General features: G+C 58.8%; 21 protein-coding genes. 8 read left to right on the plus strand and 13 right to left on the minus strand.

Annotated elements, in window-relative coordinates; translation table 11 throughout:
- Positions 1-4 precede the first annotated feature (4 nt).
- Entirely contained in the window at positions 5-1,000 is a 996-nt protein-coding gene (locus OCA5_RS14770; protein WP_013913323.1) for an FAD:protein FMN transferase, read from the plus strand.
- A gap of 89 nt (positions 1,001-1,089) precedes the next feature.
- Complete coding sequence (locus OCA5_RS14775; protein ID WP_013913324.1) at positions 1,090-1,479, plus strand: c-type cytochrome; 390 nt, start codon at positions 1,090-1,092, stop codon at positions 1,477-1,479.
- 86 nt (positions 1,480-1,565) lie between these two features.
- Here OCA5_RS14775 and OCA5_RS14780 read toward each other — a convergent pair whose 3' ends face one another.
- The gene (locus OCA5_RS14780; protein ID WP_012562188.1) at positions 1,566-2,756 is read right to left on the minus strand and encodes an NnrS family protein; all 1,191 of its coding nucleotides are present in this window, start codon (positions 2,754-2,756) and stop codon (positions 1,566-1,568) included.
- Positions 2,757-2,791: 35 nt separating this feature from the next.
- Complete coding sequence (locus OCA5_RS14785; RefSeq protein ID WP_012562187.1) at positions 2,792-3,613, minus strand: universal stress protein; 822 nt, start codon at positions 3,611-3,613, stop codon at positions 2,792-2,794.
- Between the two features lie 283 nt (positions 3,614-3,896).
- Here OCA5_RS14785 and OCA5_RS14790 point away from each other — a divergent pair, with 283 nt between their 5' ends.
- Positions 3,897-4,370 (plus strand): hypothetical protein, encoded by a 474-nt coding sequence (locus tag OCA5_RS14790; RefSeq protein ID WP_013913325.1) that lies wholly within the window; start codon positions 3,897-3,899, stop codon positions 4,368-4,370.
- A 39-nt stretch (positions 4,371-4,409) separates the two neighbouring features.
- On the opposite strand, the gene OCA5_RS14795 is transcribed toward OCA5_RS14790, so the two are convergent.
- The gene (locus OCA5_RS14795) at positions 4,410-4,739 is read right to left on the minus strand and encodes a c-type cytochrome (protein ID WP_012562185.1); all 330 of its coding nucleotides are present in this window, start codon (positions 4,737-4,739) and stop codon (positions 4,410-4,412) included.
- Between the two features lie 206 nt (positions 4,740-4,945).
- Between OCA5_RS14795 and OCA5_RS14800 the strand changes: the two genes are divergently transcribed.
- From OCA5_RS14800 to OCA5_RS14815, 4 genes are all read left to right on the plus strand, one after another.
- Complete coding sequence (locus tag OCA5_RS14800; protein ID WP_012562184.1) at positions 4,946-5,188, plus strand: biotin/lipoyl-containing protein; 243 nt, start codon at positions 4,946-4,948, stop codon at positions 5,186-5,188.
- A 48-nt stretch (positions 5,189-5,236) separates the two neighbouring features.
- Entirely contained in the window at positions 5,237-5,698 is a 462-nt protein-coding gene (locus OCA5_RS14805; RefSeq protein ID WP_012562183.1) for a baeRF12 domain-containing protein, read from the plus strand.
- Between the two features lie 198 nt (positions 5,699-5,896).
- Positions 5,897-6,196 (plus strand): HU family DNA-binding protein, encoded by a 300-nt coding sequence (locus OCA5_RS14810; protein ID WP_012562182.1) that lies wholly within the window; start codon positions 5,897-5,899, stop codon positions 6,194-6,196.
- A 93-nt stretch (positions 6,197-6,289) separates the two neighbouring features.
- Complete coding sequence (locus OCA5_RS14815; protein WP_012562181.1) at positions 6,290-6,511, plus strand: hypothetical protein; 222 nt, start codon at positions 6,290-6,292, stop codon at positions 6,509-6,511.
- A gap of 162 nt (positions 6,512-6,673) precedes the next feature.
- On the opposite strand, the gene OCA5_RS14820 is transcribed toward OCA5_RS14815, so the two are convergent.
- Positions 6,674-6,883 carry a hypervirulence associated TUDOR domain-containing protein gene (locus OCA5_RS14820; RefSeq protein WP_012562180.1) on the minus strand — a complete coding sequence of 70 codons (210 nt, stop codon included), beginning with the start codon at positions 6,881-6,883 and terminating at the stop codon, positions 6,674-6,676.
- 220 nt (positions 6,884-7,103) lie between these two features.
- Between OCA5_RS14820 and OCA5_RS14825 the strand changes: the two genes are divergently transcribed.
- Positions 7,104-7,601, plus strand: a complete 498-nt coding sequence (locus OCA5_RS14825) for an SRPBCC family protein (protein ID WP_012562179.1) — start codon at positions 7,104-7,106, stop codon at positions 7,599-7,601.
- A 60-nt stretch (positions 7,602-7,661) separates the two neighbouring features.
- On the opposite strand, the gene OCA5_RS14830 is transcribed toward OCA5_RS14825, so the two are convergent.
- The 9 genes from OCA5_RS14830 to cofE all read right to left on the minus strand — a co-directional run bounded on the left by OCA5_RS14830 (position 7,662) and on the right by cofE (position 17,682).
- Positions 7,662-8,855, minus strand: a complete 1,194-nt coding sequence (locus OCA5_RS14830; protein WP_012562178.1) for a TAXI family TRAP transporter solute-binding subunit — start codon at positions 8,853-8,855, stop codon at positions 7,662-7,664.
- 45 nt (positions 8,856-8,900) lie between these two features.
- Positions 8,901-9,503, minus strand: a complete 603-nt coding sequence (locus OCA5_RS14835) for a hypothetical protein (protein WP_244396145.1) — start codon at positions 9,501-9,503, stop codon at positions 8,901-8,903.
- A gap of 154 nt (positions 9,504-9,657) precedes the next feature.
- Positions 9,658-10,038, minus strand: coding sequence for a hypothetical protein (locus OCA5_RS14840; RefSeq protein WP_012562176.1), 381 nt, complete (start codon positions 10,036-10,038; stop codon positions 9,658-9,660).
- An 877-nt stretch (positions 10,039-10,915) separates the two neighbouring features.
- Positions 10,916-12,112 carry an MFS transporter gene (locus OCA5_RS14845; RefSeq protein WP_012562174.1) on the minus strand — a complete coding sequence of 399 codons (1,197 nt, stop codon included), beginning with the start codon at positions 12,110-12,112 and terminating at the stop codon, positions 10,916-10,918.
- 71 nt (positions 12,113-12,183) lie between these two features.
- Positions 12,184-12,591 carry a MarR family winged helix-turn-helix transcriptional regulator gene (locus tag OCA5_RS14850; protein ID WP_013913326.1) on the minus strand — a complete coding sequence of 136 codons (408 nt, stop codon included), beginning with the start codon at positions 12,589-12,591 and terminating at the stop codon, positions 12,184-12,186.
- Between the two features lie 202 nt (positions 12,592-12,793).
- Entirely contained in the window at positions 12,794-15,208 is a 2,415-nt protein-coding gene (gene cofH, locus OCA5_RS14855) for a 5-amino-6-(D-ribitylamino)uracil--L-tyrosine 4-hydroxyphenyl transferase CofH (protein ID WP_012562172.1), read from the minus strand.
- 8 nt (positions 15,209-15,216) lie between these two features.
- The gene (cofC, locus tag OCA5_RS14860; protein WP_012562171.1) at positions 15,217-15,930 is read right to left on the minus strand and encodes a 2-phospho-L-lactate guanylyltransferase; all 714 of its coding nucleotides are present in this window, start codon (positions 15,928-15,930) and stop codon (positions 15,217-15,219) included.
- A gap of 1 nt (position 15,931) precedes the next feature.
- Entirely contained in the window at positions 15,932-16,918 is a 987-nt protein-coding gene (cofD, locus tag OCA5_RS14865) for a 2-phospho-L-lactate transferase (RefSeq protein ID WP_012562170.1), read from the minus strand.
- Positions 16,915-17,682, minus strand: coding sequence for a coenzyme F420-0:L-glutamate ligase (gene cofE / locus OCA5_RS14870; protein ID WP_012562169.1), 768 nt, complete (start codon positions 17,680-17,682; stop codon positions 16,915-16,917). The genes cofD and cofE overlap by 4 nt, the downstream gene beginning before the upstream one ends.
- Positions 17,683-17,763 lie beyond the last annotated feature (81 nt).

Raw genomic sequence — 17,763 nt, forward strand, 5'->3', positions numbered from 1 at the left:
CGCCATGACTCACTCATCCATTACGCGCCGGAGGTTGATCACCATTGCTGCGATGGCGAGCGGGGCCGCTTTGGTTGGCAGCCGCTGCGCCGTGGCAAATACGCCGATCCGCTGGACCGGATCGGCACTCGGCGCACAGGTCTCGATCGAGATTTATCATCCGGATCGGACGGAAGCGGAGCGGCTGGTTCATCTGTGCGTGCAGGATGTGCGCCGGCTCGAGCAGCAGTTCAGCCTGTATCGGCCGGACTCGGCGATCTGTTCGCTGAACCGGACCGGCGTTCTGGTATCACCCGATGCCGATATGGTCGCACTGCTGCGAGCAGCGCTCGACTTTGCCGCGCTGACGGACGGCGCGTTCGATCCAACCGTGCAGCCGCTGTGGAATTTGTATGCGGCGCATTTTGCACAGGAGCACCCTGCGCCAGGCGGGCCGTCAGCGGACAAGGTCGCTGAGGCGTTGTCGAAAGTGGGCTATCGACATCTCAAGGTCAGCGCGGACCGGATCGCCCTGCTGAGGCCCGGCAGCGCGATCACGCTAAACGGCATCGCGCAAGGCTATGCCACTGACCGCGTCACGGAGACGCTGCGCGCGGCAGGCCTTTCGACCACTCTCGTCAATATGGGCGAAATTCGCGCGCTCGGCGCAAAGCCGGATGGCACGCCATGGCAGGTCGGCCTTGCCGATCCAGACAGACCGGATCAGATGAGCGAAACCATCGGGCTCGTCGATCGGGCAGTCGCAACTACGGCCGGCTCGGGATTCAGCTTCGGCCCTACCGGCCGCTTTACTCATCTGTTCGACCCGCACACCGGCCAGAGCCCGTCGCGATATCGCTCGGTCAGCGTCATCGCGCCGACCGCGACCGAGGCCGATGCGTTCTCGACGGCTTTCAGCATGCTGCCCGCGTCGCGCATTCGTGAGATCGTGGCGGCACGGCCGAATATTCAGGTCCATCTCACCGACGCAAATGGAAAAACGCTTGTGCACGGCGCCTGAAATAGTGACATCTTCGCCGCTCGCCTGTGCGCCGAAGAACTGACCATCAACCAGCCCATGATGGGCAATCTCATAAGGGAGAAGAAAGAATGAGAGAGATCATGTTTGCGACTGTGCTGGCTCTGGCCAGCGCGAGTATCAGCCAAGCCCAGGCGCAGGATGCCGCCGCGGGCGAGAAGGTTTTCGCAGCGTGCAAGGCCTGCCATCAGATTGGCGAGACGGCCAAGAACGGCGTTGGCCCTGAGCTCAATGGCCTCATCGGTCGCAAGGCGGGCAGCGTGGCCGGCTACAACTATTCCGCAGCCAACAAGAATTCGGGTCTCACATGGGATGAGGCAACTTTCCGCGAATACATCAAGGATCCGAAGGCCAAGGTGCCCGGTACCAAGATGATCTACGCCGGCCTGAAAGATCAGAAGAAGACCGACGATCTGGTCGCCTTCCTCAAGCAGTTCGACGCCAGCGGCAAGAAGCAGTAAGCCGTAACTCTCATCCGATGGATGCAATTTGATGGTGGCGTCTGCAAACAGACGCCACCATCAATCGTTTTGGGTTTGCTGAATGCTCACACTCTACGCCAAGGGCGGACGAGCGTCGGGCCATAGTCCAGCGCAAACAGGCCGAAAGCTAACGACCAGCAGGCAGCCGAAACCGCCAGCAATTCCAGATAATGTGACATGGCAAACGGCGCAACCACGCGCGTGGCGGCCGCGATGTTGGCGAGCGCATAAACGACAAGCGTAGCGTTATTGGCACGCCGCTCGCGCCCGGTGTGGCTGCAACTGATGCGCGTCATCACAGCCAAGGTCATGACACCAATCGCGCCTGCCGTCAGAGCATGGATCGCGGCCGTTCCGGGCACTTGGCTCGGAAACAGAATGGAGGCTCCAAGCATCGCGAGCCCGAGTGCGCACCAGAAGTACCCAAGGTGGAGGATGAACACCATGCCATCACTGACGGTGACCCACCCTCGCCAGCGCAGGAGGCGCACAAGAAGACTCACGCCGGCGATCATCAGCAACACACCGCCGGGCCGCATTGAGGGCTGAACAATCCATAGTGAAAGCCCCGCCCCGGCGACGCCGAGCGCGATCAGATCGAACGGCCCATAGGACGCCGGCTCGGGCTTGAGACCGCGTTGCGCCATCCAGTTGCGGGTGAAGCTCGGGACGAGACGTCCGCCCGTGAGCGCGATAAGAAAAGTGATGAGGCCAATGGCCATCCGCTCCGATATTACGCCGAGATCCGGCGCAACCGCGCCCGCGTGAAAACCGACATTTGTAATCGCCAGCAGGGATATGACGATGCAGGGAGCAAGCCCACGCCAGTTTCGGGCAACGAGTTGTTCGCGCCAGAGAGCGCAGGCAAACAGGATGAGGAAAGCCGCGTCGATGAGCGAAGCCACCGGACCAAGAACGGGATAGGCCAGCATCGCAATCCGCCCGGCGATCCACAAGGCGACCAGCAGGACGATCGGCTGACCCGCGATAGGATAATGTCCGGTCCAGTTGGCTCCGGCGACGGTCATGTAACCCACGATCACCGCACCGGTGTAGCCGAACAGCATCTCGTGCACATGCCAGTCACGGGTGAGGAGCGCAGACATCCCCTCGGCCGCGCCGAGCATCGGCAACATCCAAAGCAGGATCGCAAGGCTTGCCCAGATCGAGGCCAGAAGAAAGAACGGACGGAAACCGAAACTGAAAAGAGCCGGGCCGCGATAGTCGCGCAGAATCTGGGCTGTCGTCTTCGGCAAAATCGCCCTCAGTCAAAAATCGCGGCGCGCTGCCATCAGCGTGACAGCAGCACGCACCGCGACGGCCGCGTCACGAACTGTCGCGTCACTCCGCCGAGAACCCATTGCCGCAGCCGGGAGTGTCCATAAGCGCCGGCGACAATCAGGCCGGCATTCATATCGGAGGCAAGCGCCTCCAGATCGTCCGGTGCATTGACCTCTGTCACCGTGGTGGTCGACGCCGTCACGCCATGCTTGAGCAGCCAAGCCGAGACGTCCTTGACCCGCTCGCTCGCGGCCTGTTCGTCCGCCGCCGGGCAAACCTCCACGACGATCACGTCTTCGGCCCTTTGCAGGAACGGCAACGCATCCAGAATAGCCCGCCGCGACTCACGGGTGTCTTTCCAGGCGACCAGAATCCGGCGCGGGTCGAACCACGTCGTCGACGGCGGTACGACCAGGATCGGTCGCCCCGTTTCCATCACGAGATCGGACGGGCTCGTGCTCGAATACGGATCGGCGTCCGTCTCCGGCTGCGCGGCGACAATCACGAGATCGACGCTTCGCGCCTGAGCCGGAATGAAGTCCTTTGCAATCTGCAGGTCTGCGCGCCATTCGATCTGCTTGATGCGGCAACCCACGACGTTGCGGAACTCCTCCTCCGCACTGGCGAGACGTGCACGGAGTTGCACCTCTTCGCGCTTGAACAACTCTTCCCCATACTGGCCGTCAGTAAAATAAAGCGGCGCCGGCATGATCGTGCCCGCCATCCCGATCACCCGGGCGTCGAAACGCTCGGCAATCTCGATTGCAGCCGTCAGGCATGCCCTGTTGGAGGCTTCGAGCGCCATGCTGACACCAATCGACTTGTAGCTCATGACGACCTCCCCTCGGGTTCAGCGGAATCCTGACGGCCTGAAAATGCGCGCAAGGGTACCGGAACGACATGAGCCAGATCAACAGAACGGCATGGCCATCTCGGCGCAGATCGCCCGTTCGCACCGGCTTTTGGTCGCACTTTGGCACGCTCGCCGAACCATACGATACAATCAACCGCGCAAAGACCGGAGACTTCCCCGTGCAGAGCAAGCCCGTATTGAGTAAAATCAACCTGGAATTCCGACATCCGGCTAAATATCGTCTGATAAAAAGGAGCCCATCATGCGTGTTCCACGAACGATAGCGGGTCTGACAGTCGTCCTCTTCGCAGCCATTCTGGCCCCGGGCGCAACGAAGGGTAGCTCCACCAATATACTTTCGCGGGAGGCTTACTTTCCGCATCTCGGCGATCTCATGAGCACCATGCAGACTCGCCATCTCAAACTGTGGTTCGCCGGCAGATCGAATAACTGGCCTCTCGCATCCTATGAAGTCGATCTGATGATGGAGAATTTCCGCGACATCGCCCTTCTCTATCCGAACGTACCTGTCGCTGATGTCGAAATGCTCATCGAGCCGACCAAGGATATCAGCGCTGCGATAGAGGCCAAGGATGCCGGAAAGTTCAGTCAAGCGTATGCAGCACTGACGGCTGCCTGCAATGCCTGCCATCAGGCGATTGGCCGCGAATATATCGTCATGCAGGTCCCGACTGCCTCGCCGTTCAGCAATCAGGTTTTTCCGCCTCAGAAATAAAGCATCCGCGGGTTACGGCATCCGGTGCCAGCCGCAGGCCTACCGCGGCTTTTCCAGCGATTGCAGGAATGCGATGAAATCGCCGACCTGATCGGGGTCCAGCCGAAATTCCGGCATGGTCGGATGCCCGGTCGAGATACCTTCAGCCAGTGCTTCGGCAAGTGTCTCAACGGGGTATCTCGTATGAAGGGTGCGGAATGCCGGCGCGATTTTGAGCGGGCTCTCGGTCACACGATCAATTGAATGACATTGCGCGCAGCGGACCCGCGCAAACGTCCTCCCCCGCTGAACAGCAGGATCTTCCATCGCCCAGCCCGAACCGATCATCCCGCCTGCGAGGATTGCGCCAAGACACATCTGCTTCAGCATTGGTGAGCCCTTGTTTGAAAAACACGAGAGGTGAGCGCCCGTCAGCTTGTGGCTCTCAGGGAGCACCCGGCGCCAGCTCTGATCTAATCACTGTTATGAGATTAGTGTTCCGACCCGCTGGCGCCTTGATGGGCGTCAAAGCGAAATCAGGCCATGCGCGTATCAGGGTAAGCGGTGGCAGGGGCTTACCACGATGGAGCACTATCATGGCCGACTTGGTCGTTTCGTCCGGTTTCTGGGTCACCAGAATGCTGCCCGAAGGAACCGTCGAAAAATGGCTCGTTGCCGACGGCGCGGATGTTGCGTCGGACGATCCGCTGGTCGATTTGCGGATCGAAAATCAGCTCGTGAGGTTGAAGTCACCGGATACGGGACGACTTACGATCTTTGCGCAGCAGAACAGCATCGTGGAACCCGGCACGGTGGTCGCCCGGGTCAGCCATGCCTAAGTAAGTTCGGCAACCTCGTTGGACCGTCACAGAAAGGGATCGCTTCACATGAGCAAAATCAAGCTGCCCCCTGCCGCGCTGGTCCTCGTCGCCGATGGCAGAAAAGCGCTGTTTCTGCGAAACGCTGGAGACGAGGTTTTTCCAAACCTCGTCGTCGCGCGAGCTTATAAAGACGACAATCCCCCGACCAGAGAGCAAGGAACGGATCGGCCGGGGCGCGTCCACGAGAGCAGCACATCGCGGCGCAGCCAGGTCGAAACGACGGACTGGCACGTCGTCGAAGAACAGCGGTTCATCGAGACGACGGCAGATTCGCTCAAGCGCTATGTCGAAGATGAGGATGTCAAAAATATCGTTATCATCGCACCGCCGCGGGTGATCGGCGATCTGCGCGGGACGCTGGCCGACAGCGTTCGCAGGCAGGTTCTTACCGAAATCGAGAAAGACCTGACAAACCAGCCGACTTACGAGATCGAAAAATACTTCACCGAACCCCGGCCAGGAAACTAGGTCCCGCCAGCCGGGGGAGCGGACGTGGCTACAGTTAACCCCGAGCCCTCCCTACACGGCTCCGGATTGCGTTCAAAATCCCGTCGATCGGATCACCTGCCTCCTAATTAGCCTCCAATGACAGTGGGTAACGTCCCGCGGACCGCTAAAAACGCGGTAAATCGAGTATTCTCGGCGATCCGAATCAATGGAGTCAGCATGGCCACTCAAATGACGAAATCGCAGCTGATCGAAAAGATCGCTGAAACGAACGAACTCTCGAAGCGGGACGTCAAGGGCGTTCTCGAATCGCTCGCCACCCTCGGCTACAAAGAACTTAAGAAGAACGGGGTGTTTCTCGTCCCGGGCTTCGCCAAGTTTGTCGTGATCAAGAAGCCGGCAACGAAGGCCCGCAAAGGCACCAACCCGTTCACCGGCGAGCCGATGACGTTCAAAGCCAAGCCCGCCCGCAAGATCGTGCGTGCGCGCCCGGTCAAGGCTGCCAAGGACGCCGTTTAATGCCCTGAAGTGGAGATCGGAAATGGTCTCCACTTCTTGATCTCGACCGATGATGTGTTAAAGCGCCTCCGGCATTTGTTCAGGAGAGGTTGAATGGCGAAAACAGTCAAGAAAGCTGCAAAGAAGACTGCCAAGAAAAAGGTTGCGAAGACGCGCGCCCGTCGCCTCTTTACCAAAGACGACATCAAAACCCTGCGCGCTCACTCGAAGGCCAGAACGCCTGTCGCAAAGATTGCAAAGCAGATGAAGCGCACGGAAGGCTCACTTCGCCAGAAAGCCTTGAAGCTTGGCATCGGGCTTGGCCATCAGCGCTAAACTCTAATCCTTACTTACGTACTGATTGAGCCGCATTTCCGGAACGGGAATGGTGCCGGCGCGCTTTGTCTCGGCCTCACCCGGCGGAAGTAATCACTCTTGCACGAAAAAAAGCGGATCAGCCAATCGCCGCTGCGGCGATAGCAGTAAATTGCGCGGCCATTAACGGATTTTCGTCAGCGCGGCTTCTTTGTGAGCGGCGATATGATCCGTCTTGTCGCTTTGGATTTCGTATTGAGGATCGTCCTTCGACGCGCGATGCCGATAACCCTTGTAGTCGAAGTCTGCGTGATGAACGCGAATAATCCGGCCAGTCACACGGCCGGCCTCGGAATTCCAGCTCACATGATCGCCGACGACAAATTTTGCCATACCGGCCTCCAATCAATCATCGGATTCGTTTTAAGATATTACTCCCTACGAAAGCCTCTGTAATTGTCGTGCTGGCACCAGACGGCGTCAACCGAAAGCCCTTCCCCACGTTGCGTTAGGACAAAGTCGTCCCGGACCAGGTCCTGTATCAGAATCGGCAATTCGTCATGAAAACAGCCGGGCGAATCCGGCAACAGGCTTGGGTGCTGAGGACGGTTCGATGGAAGAAGAGGCTCCCCTGGGCGCAATCACACGCCTCGACAACGGCTTCGAGGCACGGCTTGCGCGGGTTCTCGGGCATGATCGAGATGCGGTCTGGCGCATGCTCACCGAACCGCAGGCTCTTTGTCAGTGGCTTGCAGCGGGTACCATCGAGTTGCGTCCCGGCGGTGCGGTCCGTATCGATTTCGCCGACAGCGGAACGGTCATTGAGAGCACCATTCTGCAGTTCGATCCGCCGCGGCTGATTGAGTATTCATGGAGCAGCGGCGACCAACCTCAGCGGCCGTTATGTTGGGAACTCATCCCCGTCAAAGAAGGAACGCAACTGACGCTGACCGTGCGGTTGCCGGCAAGCGAAGACATAGCGAAAGCATGCGCCGGCTTCGATGCACATCTGGAGATGCTGGCCGCAGCCCTCGAAGGCGTCCCGATCCGCTTCCCTCTCGATTACTATCTCAAGCGACGACGCACCTACGACGCATCGCGGCCGAAATAAAATGCACGCGAGGCACAACCCGGCCCCTTCACACATTTCTCGAAATAGCGCCAGCCGCCATCAAGGCTTCTGCCCTGTCGCCTTCTGCCATTTCAGGAATTGCTGATAGAGCGCGTCGTTTTCCTCAGGTGTACGAGGCGTACGATTACCTGACGCGCCAGATTGCATCGCGAGAAAGCTGTCGAATTTCTCACGCGTGGCACTGGTCGCCACCGCATGCTGATCGAGCCATTCCTGTGCCGCGGGGAAACGCGTCCAGCCTTTGAGCGGGGCGCTGAGAACGGTCTCTTTCCATTTGGGATGGAACGGCGGCTGCTGCAGGCGGCTGAGCTTGTTGAAGAACACCTGCACGAAGCGTTCCACCTTGTGATAGCGCTCAGACTTCACCGGCCAGTTATAGGCCGCGAGAATAGCCGGCACCGCAACCGTATCGACGCGACCGCCCGGAGGAATCAGGGCCGGATAGTCTTCAGCCTTGAGCACCGCAGGTAGGTAATCAGCCTGCAGCGGCGCACTATAAGGGATAGGCACGAAGTGCAGGTTATCGCCCCGAACCTGGCTGACGGCCTTTGACGGACTGCCCTGCACCGCAATCACCGCATCGAGTTCACCGCGCTTCAGCTTGTCGTAAGCGATGCGTTGCTCCGTATAGGAGTAGATCGGCTTGATCCCGAGCCTCTCAAAAATGGTGATAGCCGTCACAAATGTACCGCCGTTCGGCAAGTCGATCGCGACGCGCTTGCCATTGAGATCGGCGAGGCTGCGGATCGACGTCGGCGCGATTACGTGCATCTCCTCATTGTAGAGCTTGGTGATATAGGCGAACTGATTTTTGATGCTTCCGGTGAAGCCCTTCCTCTCGAGGTAATCGAGCGTGTCGGCACGGATAATCCCGATATCGACGCCGCGCAGATAGAGGATGTCGGCGATGCTCTGGACCGAGCCGCGCCCGACAATCGGTAGCACACGCATCTGGTCGCCATCGTCGAGCACCGATGCAAGGTCGGCGCCAAACTGGACATAGGTGCCACCGATCGTGCCTGAGATCAGTGTGACGGTGTTTGCGTTGAGGCGTTCCTTGTTGGCTTTATTGCTGCTCGAGTAGCTGAAAATCGCTTTCAACCCATCGCTGACGGAAGCCGGATCAACTTCACCCCGCTCGTCTGCCGAGGTGTTGGCGATGGGAAGAGCCAACACGATAGCGGCGGACAACATCGCGCCTAGGGCCGCCTTGATTGCCGATCGAGTGTTCATCTCGGGTCCTCAAATATCTTGTGCAGCAAAGTGAGTGGTTATCGGTCAGCGCGCCGCTGAGAGCGCATCCAGTTGGATCTGGGCAGTGGGGTCGCCCCATTCCTTCGATTTCTGATACCAGTGACGAGCCTGCTCCCGATCAGCGATCGGTCCACCGGCGCCGAATTGCTTGAGAAAGAGCGGATCGTAAGTTTTCCCGAGCGCGAGGGCGGCACGCGGATCACGTGCATCCGCCGCACGCTGGAACAGCAATCGCGCCGCCAGCAAATCGCCGCTCTCCAACAGTTCGGCGCCACGCTGGATAAAGCCATTGATTTCGGCCGGGGTGATTGCGCGGACGCTGCTTTCTACGGGTCGCAAACCGGTAGGAGGAGCATGGATATCAACCGCCGCTGCACCCGGCCGCCACACCGGCGCCCATGCGAGCCGCATCGCGCCTTTAACCAGGGTTGTCCCGTCGGCATCACGAAGCTCTGCAGTGAGGTTCGCCTGGCCAACGAATTCATCAGGAGGAATGACCGAGGTGTTTGCAATCTCGCTGGTTGCCACGCGCCATTCGTTCGTCGCCATGCGCTTACCGAAGGTTAGTCGTGCACCCGCCGGCAATCCCTTGATGGTTACGCTGGCCTCGGGCGGCGGCGAGGTCACGCTGACTCCGAGCTTCAGCGGTTCGTTAACAATGCCGCTACCGTCCTGAACCGCAAGTGTGGGCGGCGTTCGGCGCGGCGGTGGCGCTGGAAACAAGGAGGCTTTCAGCGACTGCACGATCGAGGAGATTGCAGCCGTGGCGCCATCAGATTGGTCAGAGCTCCGGTCCAAGCAGGACAAAGGGCGCTATGATCGCTGTCGCCAGAGCGGCCGCGATGGCAAGACGAACAATAATACGCATGGGGCTGCGGGATTTTTGTCTCAGGGCGGGAGGCGCCTCGACCCGCTCGGCCTGCCGCCTGTCTTCGAGTGCCTGAGCGACAGCGTTGGCAAACGCATCAGATCTATCCTGCCAGGGCAAGTCGCGCAGGTCGTCGTATCGAGACGACATCTCGTCGGATAACGATCCTACATTACGGCTATAGCGGAAGTCCGTCGGAATGGCTTCCGAATCTCTCGCGCGGTCGCGCATGGCGCGGGGTGCGTAATAGAGCGGGTCATTCGGATTGATAAACTCGTGATCATCGCCACTCACGTTACCTTCCCTCCTCTATTAAAACTCCCTTGATCAACGTGCCCGCACAAACACAGGCCTTCGCACGTCGTCTCGCGTGCTGTTTTAACCCTCGCTTTTCAGGATGCCGGGAACTGTTGCACTCGCCGGAAAAAACTCAATGAAACAGCGAATGCTCGTCTCGCGACATCTTGAGATGAAACGCTGACTCGACGGCCTCGCGCCTCAGCTCATCTTCCTGTTCGCCACATCTGGCGGGCACAGCAGTATTTCCGAAGTAAATTTGATAGGAGGCCGGAAGTCAGACCACCCTGGAAAGTTCGGGCATGAGTACAACCACTGATTTCATAAGGAATGTTTAAAATACACCTTTAGAAAGGTTGCCTATTAGACAACAAAAGCCGCATTTTATGCGGGTTTTTGCAGACTCCCGACCCGCCAACACCTTCAACTTTCAGGTGTAATTGTGCGAGTCTACGGGCGTGAAACCACGGGCGACCGTAAGCGTGGCTCACAGCCTTACGCCCTTCACATGCACGCATTTCGTCAGCATCAGGCGGACTCTCACTTCCTTGATGCTTTGATGGCCCACGAAATTCCCTAGCCGGCCTGCATGGCTACCGATCAGGCGGCCGGCCTTTCCGCAAGCATCGCGGTTGGCTCAAACACCACCGTCCGCGATATTTCAACCGACAGTCTTCAGGTTGCGCTGAGAAAATCGGGATGCCGCTACACAACGGATCTTCCGCAATGAAGCAAGAAACCGCTTAACCGCATAAGGGTAACGCGTCGAAGAGGAGCAGCAGCGCCGCCGCGCGATAGCCATTCCACGCTGCTACCAACAGACTACCCGTCGCAACGAGAGCCGCAGTGACCGCAATCTGACGTGTCGTTCCACTCATGTTGCCACAGCCTTCATGACGGGACGCTCCGCGATCGGCCAGTTCACCGCGGCCGCAACGAGACTTAGTCCGATGGCGACAGCCCATACAATGTCGTAACTGCCGAACCTGTCATAGATGGCTCCGCCGAGCCAACCACCAAGGAACGATCCGATTTGATGGGCAAGGAAAATAACGCCCCCGAGCATGGCCATGTTTGTCACCCCGAACATTGACGCGACGATGCCATTCGTGAGCGGGACCGTCGACAGCCAGAGAAATCCCATCAGCATCGCGAATACATATGCGGATGTCGGCGTTGGGGGCAGCAGGACAAACGCTGCGATCGTTGCAGCGCGTGCAAGATAAAGAAACGACAGGAGTTGCGGCTTGGGAAATCTTCCGCCGAGCCATCCTGCAGCGAGCGAGCCGAAAATATTGAAAAGGCCAATCAGGGCGAGGACCGTCGAGCCAACGGTCGAGCTCAGACCGGCGTCAAGAAGATAGACGGGAATGTGGATCGCAATGAAGACGACATGGAATCCGCATACAAAGAAACCGAAACTCAAGAGCTGAAAACCTCTGTCTCCAAGCGCCAGTCTCGCAGCCCGGTGCGCCTCGAGGTTTGTCGTACCGACCTGGTCCTTGCGATTCTCCCGCAAAGCAAAAGACAGCGGCAGGATTACTGCAGACAGCGCCGAAAGCAGCATGAGCGAGTACGCCCAACCAACGTGATCGATCAGCCCCAAAGCTCCGGGAAGCAGAATGAACTGACCGAGCGATCCGACCGACATCGCAATCCCAAAGGCCATGCTTCGCTTCTCAGGGGGCATGGCACGGCTGATAGCTCCGAAGACTACGGGCATAGTCGTTCCCGACAGTCCCAAACCCACGAGGATACCCGCCGCAATCACGAAGATCGGGATGGACCCCGCCACGGACATCAGCCCCACGCCCGACGCAAACAGCAGTCCTCCAACAAGAATAACCGGCCCGGCGCCCCGCCGATCTGCCGCAAGCCCCGCAAAGGGCTGGGCAATACCCCAGACAAGGTTCTGGATGGCGATGGCAAACGCGAAAACTTCTCTACCCCAGCCCTGCTCCATGACGATTGGCTGAAGAAAGAGGCCGAAGGTATGGCGAACTCCGAGGGATACGGACAGGATGACCGCGCCACAAATGAGGATGGCCTTACTTCTGGATGACAAATTCATTTTACCCACTCCATATGGGTACATACCCATATTCTGCGATCACTATTGAACTAAGGTCCTTTCAGTCGGTCTCAGGCCTCGACGACTTTGGCTAGGGTTCGCAGATACTGTTTGGTCTTTGTCGGAACAGCAGATTCCACTTTGGCCTGAGCTTCCGTCCAGAGCGTGTGAGCGATCTTAAGGGCGTGCCGTGCCTTGAGCGTCAGTTTAGCGACACAGGCTCGTTCGTCCTTTGCGGGGCCGAGCACAACGAACCCGGTTCTCTCCAAGACGCGAAGATTTCGGCCAAGAGTGGAACGATCAAGACCAGTCGCCTCGGCCAACTCGGTCAGCGATGACTGTTCAAGCCGTTCAACAGCCCGAAGCAGAGAATACTGCGTGATCTTCAGACCAGATGGGATAAGCGCAGCATCATAGAACTCCGTAAGAGCACGGGCCGACCGGCGCGCCAATGTGCAATAGCAATCCACGTCCAACACCGGGCAGTTCTCCAAGCTCAATTATTTGGGTATATACCCGCTTCTTTGGACCAGTCAATCTCCTCCGCATACGGATCTTTGGGAAGGAACTTTAATCCCGTGGATGTGCAGCCTGAAACGATTTCGACCCCAGGCGGGTCTCATCGCCCCTTGGGCTTATTCGGGCTGAGGCGACGGAGCCAGAGCGAAAAATTCACCGCAACTATCCGAAACAACGCTCAACAGCCATCTCATTTCTTTGTCGTGCGGCACGAAATGCAGTCGTCCTGCGCTCGCTGGAAGCGTCTGCGTAAAGCGTCGTCCGCAAGCGGGGAGTACGCCCCGCTCCCGATATCAGCATTTCCATCGCCTGCGGTGTCATTTCATGGCCATGACTTGCACCAGCCGAACGCGAAATTGTCTCATCCATCAGCGTACCGCCAAGGTCGTTCACACCAGCCTTCAGACAGGCGCGTACTCCCGCTTCACCAAGCTTCACCCATGAGGCCTGCACATTGGCAATCCGCTCATGCAGGACAAGGCGAGCGACCGCGTGCATCAGAACGGTCTCGCGGAAGGTTGGCCCCTTGCGAGATCGCCCCTTGAGATAGATCGGCGCTTCCATGTGCACGAAAGGCAGAGGCACAAATTCCGTGAAGCCACCCGTCTCGCTCTGCAAATCGCGAATACGCAAAATGTGTCGTGCCCAATGATCATAGCGATCGATGTGGCCGAACATAATCGTCGCTGTGCTGCGCAAGCCGGCGCGATGCGCTGTGCGCATTACGTCAAGCCACTGCGCCGTGTTGATCTTGTCGTGGCACAGCACGGCACGGACTTCATCATCAAGAACTTCCGCAGCAGTCCCCGGCAGCGTGCCAAGCCCGGCTCGCTTCAGCTCTCCGAGAAAATCGACGACCGGAATACCCAGCGTCTTCGCGCCTTGAAATACCTCGAGTGGTGAGAAGGCATGAACGTGAATATCGGGGGCCGCCCTCTTCACCGCGTGGCAGATCGAAAGATAAGTCTCACCGGTATATGCAGGATGGATTCCGCCCTGCATGCAGACTTCGGTGGCGCCACGTTCCCATGCCTCACGTACACGACCAGTAATCTCATCCAGACCGAGGTCATAGGGACGTCCGCGCAGGTTCTCCGACAGCTTCCCTTTGGAAAAGGCGCAGAACTGACACTTGAAATAGCAGATGTTGGTGTAGTTGATATTTCGCGTCACCACGTAGCTGACAGCGTCGCCATTGACGGAACGGCGCAACTCGTCGGCTGCCCGGCACACAGCGATGAAATCAGAATCTTCCGCCTCAAACAGTCTTGCGACTTCGGCCTCATCGAGTCTCTGGCCGGCCTGTGCACGTGCGACGACGCCGGCATAGGCGCTCAGCTTCGCAGGTGCAGCTACGCCACTCCCCAACAACGCCAGATCCTGCGTGGGAGGATCGATCAGCGCACCAGGACACCAGTTGTCGCGACGCGGCCAGCCGTTGCCATCAACCCATGCAAGCAGCCTGGTCTGCAGCGAAGGATCGACCCACCGATCAAGACGCCGCGCATAGGCCGGATAGATGGCCAGCCGCTCGACCAGCACCTTGCCGCTTTGCCGTGTCGCCGCCTCAAGCCGCGCGAGGTGCGGCCACGGCGCTTCCGGATTGACATGATCCGGCGTGACGGGCGAGACACCGCCCCAATCATTGATGCCTGCCGAGACAATCCGATCGAGAAGGCCCGGGCTGAGGTTTGGGGGGGCCTGGATGTTCATATCCGGCCTGAACAAAAGCCGCGCGACCGCGATCGACCACAGGTGCTCTTCAAGCGGTGCGGCTTCAACACCGGCCATTCGCGTATTCGGCTTCGGCCGGAAGTTCTGGACGATGATCTCCTGGATGTGGCCATACTGCGCATCGACCGCGCGCAGTGCGAGCAAGGATTCAATCCGCTCCTGTCGGGTCTCGCCAATTCCGATCAGAATGCCGGTGGTGAAAGGCACCATTTGCTCGCCGGCAAACGCAATCGTCCGCAGCCGCATCTGTGGGTCTTTATCGGGCGACCCAAAATGCGGACTACCACGCTCGCACAGTCGCTTAGAAAGACTCTCCAGCATGATCCCTTGCGAGATCGAAACCTTACGAAGCGCGGCAATGTCATCCGCCTCCATCAGTCCGGGGTTGAGGTGCGGCAGCAGCCCGGTTTCCTTGAATACCAGCCACGCCATTGCCTCCAGATAGGCAAGCGTCGTCGGATACCCCAACTTGTCCAGCTCTTCACGCGCCACGCGGTAACGCATTTCCGGCTTGTCACCGAGCGTGAACAGAACCTCCTTGCAGCCGGCCGCCTGCCCTTCGCGCGCAATAGCCAGCACTTCATCCGGCGTGAGAAACGCACGCTCGCCTTCGCGTGGAGCATGCGCGAAGGTGCAATAATGGCAGACGTCGCGGCAAAGCTGCGTCAGCGGAATGAAAACTTTCCGAGAATACGATATCTTATCGCCGTGAGAATGATCGCGTCGGGCTGCAGCGAGATGCATCAACTCGTCCAGCGGCACATGACCAATGAGGTTCATCACCTCATCGCCGGTGATATCCGCCCGGCTCAATTGCTCCGTCAACATCCGCTCGACTTCCATCTTTGCCTCTAAACTGCCAACCGTCTGGCGCCGGTCGCTTGCTGCGCGGCAACCACGAAGCTGTGCCCTTTCCGCTCCTTCAGCCGGAGCACGCGGAGATAGGCGTCGGTTTGCGTTGAAGTCCCGCGATCAAGAAATTGCATCAGATGATGCGGCTCATCGAGATCGAGGCCGAGGCGCTGATTGAGTAAAACGGCCGGGCGGACGTCCGCCGCGTTAGCGGCAGCGATATGGCGCGCAAAGCTGCCCGGCCCAAAACACAGCGGAATCCGACCAACCACGTCGCAAGCCAAGGCATTCGTGCCACCATCGTCACAGGCCGGAGCCAATGCAACGCGTGAGCGTTCTGCAGCGGAGATGAGTGCGACAATATCGGACGGGATGAGGCCTGGAATGTCGCTTGATAGCGTCAATACGGCCCCGCGGCGCCGAGCGGCAATCCGGGCAAAGCCGACTTTCACGGCCGCATTCGTGCCCCGAGCGCCTTCATCATCGATGACACCAACACCTGCGCGCCGCGCATGATCAGCCACGTCGTCAGCGCTTGTCACGACAGAAACAGATTGTGGACCTACGGCCGCGATGGCAGCATCGAGAACATCGTTCAGCATGACCCGTGCCAACATCGTCCGCTCACCAACGCTCAACAAAGGCGCAAGGCGGCTTTTGGCACCGACGAACGCCTTGACCGGCAGGATCACGAATGCATCCGAGCGGGCCATGTTATCTGGTCTCTTTCCTTGCGGTTCTTGCGAGCGCGTCTCCGAAGGCAAGAACGTTTCGCGCCAGTTCTATTTTCGATTCATCGTCGGTCATTAGCGTGGGCGCCGCATGCACGGCGACACTCAGCGCCGCACCTTCGGCGACATCACCCACGTCGATGACCAGCCCATCGATCAGATCACCATAGTGTGCGGCGATGCTGGCGGTCGTCGCCTCCACCTGCAGTTCATCCATAATCTTACGCGTCGGCCCCTTTACAGCCTGTCCCGCGACCAGTGGAGAAACGGCCACGATCGGCACGTCCGCAGCTCGCAGCGCCTCACGCAAGCCCGGCGCAGCCAGGATCGGGTCAATGCTCAGAAATGGATTCGAGGGGCAGATAATGATCATCCGCAATCCCTCAGACTGAAGGGCGTCCCTCACACCTTTCGCAAGGCGTGCGCTCTCTGCACCGTCGAAGCGGATCGCACGCACAGCAGGTTCGCAACGCAGTGCTACGAAATAGCGCTGAAATGCGAGCTCTTCTTCTGGAGTAACGACAACAGTACGAACCGGATCATCCGTCACCGGCCAGAGATGGGCGGTGATGCCAAAATTCCGGGCGATATCTTGCACAATCTGCGTGAGGCTTTCACCGTTCGCGAGACGGCGTGTTCGCTCGACATGCAGAGCCAGATCGCGATCGCCAAGCGCGAACCATGTTTCGCCGCCGATCTGTCCGATCGCTTCCATGAAATTCCAGCTCTCGTCGGCCCGCCCCCATCCGCGCTGCCTGTCGTTGAGCCCGCCGAGCGTATAGAGAACCGTATCGAGATCAGGCGAGATATGCAGCCCGAGATGCTCGAAATCGTCTGCCATGTTGATGACGACATGAAGCTTGGAGCCAAGCACCTTCTGCAACCCAAAGGCCAGCTTGGCGCCCCCAACGCCGCCACACAGGGCCACCACACGCCCCTCCTCACGCGGTATGTGCATCGCCCCACTCATCGGAACATATCCTGCGCCTTCGGCCGTGCCAGCACCGAAGCCGGAGAGTGCGCGGCTTCACTGTGAAAACCGCGGATGTGAACGACTGGCAGCCCTTCAGCGGCCTGTCCCATCACCAATGAAGCGGCGGCGGCCAATTCATCAGCTATCGCAATCTCGGTGACACGCATGGCACGATTAAACAGATCGGGCGCGCCGATCATGCTTTGCAATGACGGAATGCCCGCGCTTCCAATCGCGACCCCAACCACCCCATTTCGCCATGGGCGGCCGAAGCTGTCATTGATAATAACACCGATCTTGACGCCAAACGTCCGCTGCAGTTGCTGCCGGAGCATCTCACCGCTTGCATCCGGGTCTTTCGGCAGCAGCAGAACGCGTGCCTTTCCATCGTCATGGGCAATATTGGATTCGTCGATGCCGGCATTGGCCATAACAAAGCCGAGCCGATGAGCTACGATCATCACGTTCTGGCGGAAACGCACCACCTCGGTCGATTCCGAAAGAACGACTTCGATATGACGAGGATCTTTGCCGACTGTCTTCGCAAGCTCCAGCGCCTGTGCAGACGGCACAATCTCATTCAGGTCAACGTAACGGTTCTCGGCCTTGGAAACGATCTTCTGCGCGATCACGAAGATATCGCCATCGGCCACGACAATCTCAGCACGTCGCACGCCCTCGGCAATGATGTTGCCAAGGTCGTCTCCGGGCTCAACCAACGGCAATCCGGGAAGCGCAGTGTATGTGACGCTCTTGACCATCAACCGATCACCCTTCCTGCCGAGACGATATGTTTCACCTGACTATCCATATCGGAAATTCCGGCTACCCTTGCTGTCGTC

The sequence above is a fragment of the Afipia carboxidovorans OM5 genome (assembly GCF_000218565.1).
GTDB classification, from domain to species: domain Bacteria; phylum Pseudomonadota; class Alphaproteobacteria; order Rhizobiales; family Xanthobacteraceae; genus Afipia; species Afipia carboxidovorans.

What these genes read in the sequence shown, in the direction of transcription:
- OCA5_RS14770 (WP_013913323.1), top strand. Translation starts at nt 5, where the DNA reads ATGACTCACTCATCCATTACGCGCCGGAGGTTGATCACCATTGCTGCG.
- OCA5_RS14775 (WP_013913324.1), top strand. Translation starts at nt 1,090, where the DNA reads ATGAGAGAGATCATGTTTGCGACTGTGCTGGCTCTGGCCAGCGCGAGT.
- OCA5_RS14785 (WP_012562187.1), bottom strand. Translation starts at nt 3,613, where the DNA reads ATGAGCTACAAGTCGATTGGTGTCAGCATGGCGCTCGAAGCCTCCAAC.
- OCA5_RS14790 (WP_013913325.1), top strand. Translation starts at nt 3,897, where the DNA reads ATGCGTGTTCCACGAACGATAGCGGGTCTGACAGTCGTCCTCTTCGCA.
- OCA5_RS14795 (WP_012562185.1), bottom strand. Translation starts at nt 4,739, where the DNA reads ATGCTGAAGCAGATGTGTCTTGGCGCAATCCTCGCAGGCGGGATGATC.
- OCA5_RS14800 (WP_012562184.1), top strand. Translation starts at nt 4,946, where the DNA reads ATGGCCGACTTGGTCGTTTCGTCCGGTTTCTGGGTCACCAGAATGCTG.
- OCA5_RS14805 (WP_012562183.1), top strand. Translation starts at nt 5,237, where the DNA reads ATGAGCAAAATCAAGCTGCCCCCTGCCGCGCTGGTCCTCGTCGCCGAT.
- OCA5_RS14810 (WP_012562182.1), top strand. Translation starts at nt 5,897, where the DNA reads ATGGCCACTCAAATGACGAAATCGCAGCTGATCGAAAAGATCGCTGAA.
- OCA5_RS14815 (WP_012562181.1), top strand. Translation starts at nt 6,290, where the DNA reads ATGGCGAAAACAGTCAAGAAAGCTGCAAAGAAGACTGCCAAGAAAAAG.
- OCA5_RS14820 (WP_012562180.1), bottom strand. Translation starts at nt 6,883, where the DNA reads ATGGCAAAATTTGTCGTCGGCGATCATGTGAGCTGGAATTCCGAGGCC.
- OCA5_RS14825 (WP_012562179.1), top strand. Translation starts at nt 7,104, where the DNA reads ATGGAAGAAGAGGCTCCCCTGGGCGCAATCACACGCCTCGACAACGGC.
- OCA5_RS14830 (WP_012562178.1), bottom strand. Translation starts at nt 8,855, where the DNA reads ATGAACACTCGATCGGCAATCAAGGCGGCCCTAGGCGCGATGTTGTCC.
- OCA5_RS14845 (WP_012562174.1), bottom strand. Translation starts at nt 12,112, where the DNA reads ATGAATTTGTCATCCAGAAGTAAGGCCATCCTCATTTGTGGCGCGGTC.
- cofH (WP_012562172.1), bottom strand. Translation starts at nt 15,208, where the DNA reads ATGGAAGTCGAGCGGATGTTGACGGAGCAATTGAGCCGGGCGGATATC.
- cofC (WP_012562171.1), bottom strand. Translation starts at nt 15,930, where the DNA reads ATGGCCCGCTCGGATGCATTCGTGATCCTGCCGGTCAAGGCGTTCGTC.
- cofD (WP_012562170.1), bottom strand. Translation starts at nt 16,918, where the DNA reads ATGAGTGGGGCGATGCACATACCGCGTGAGGAGGGGCGTGTGGTGGCC.
- cofE (WP_012562169.1), bottom strand. Translation starts at nt 17,682, where the DNA reads ATGGTCAAGAGCGTCACATACACTGCGCTTCCCGGATTGCCGTTGGTT.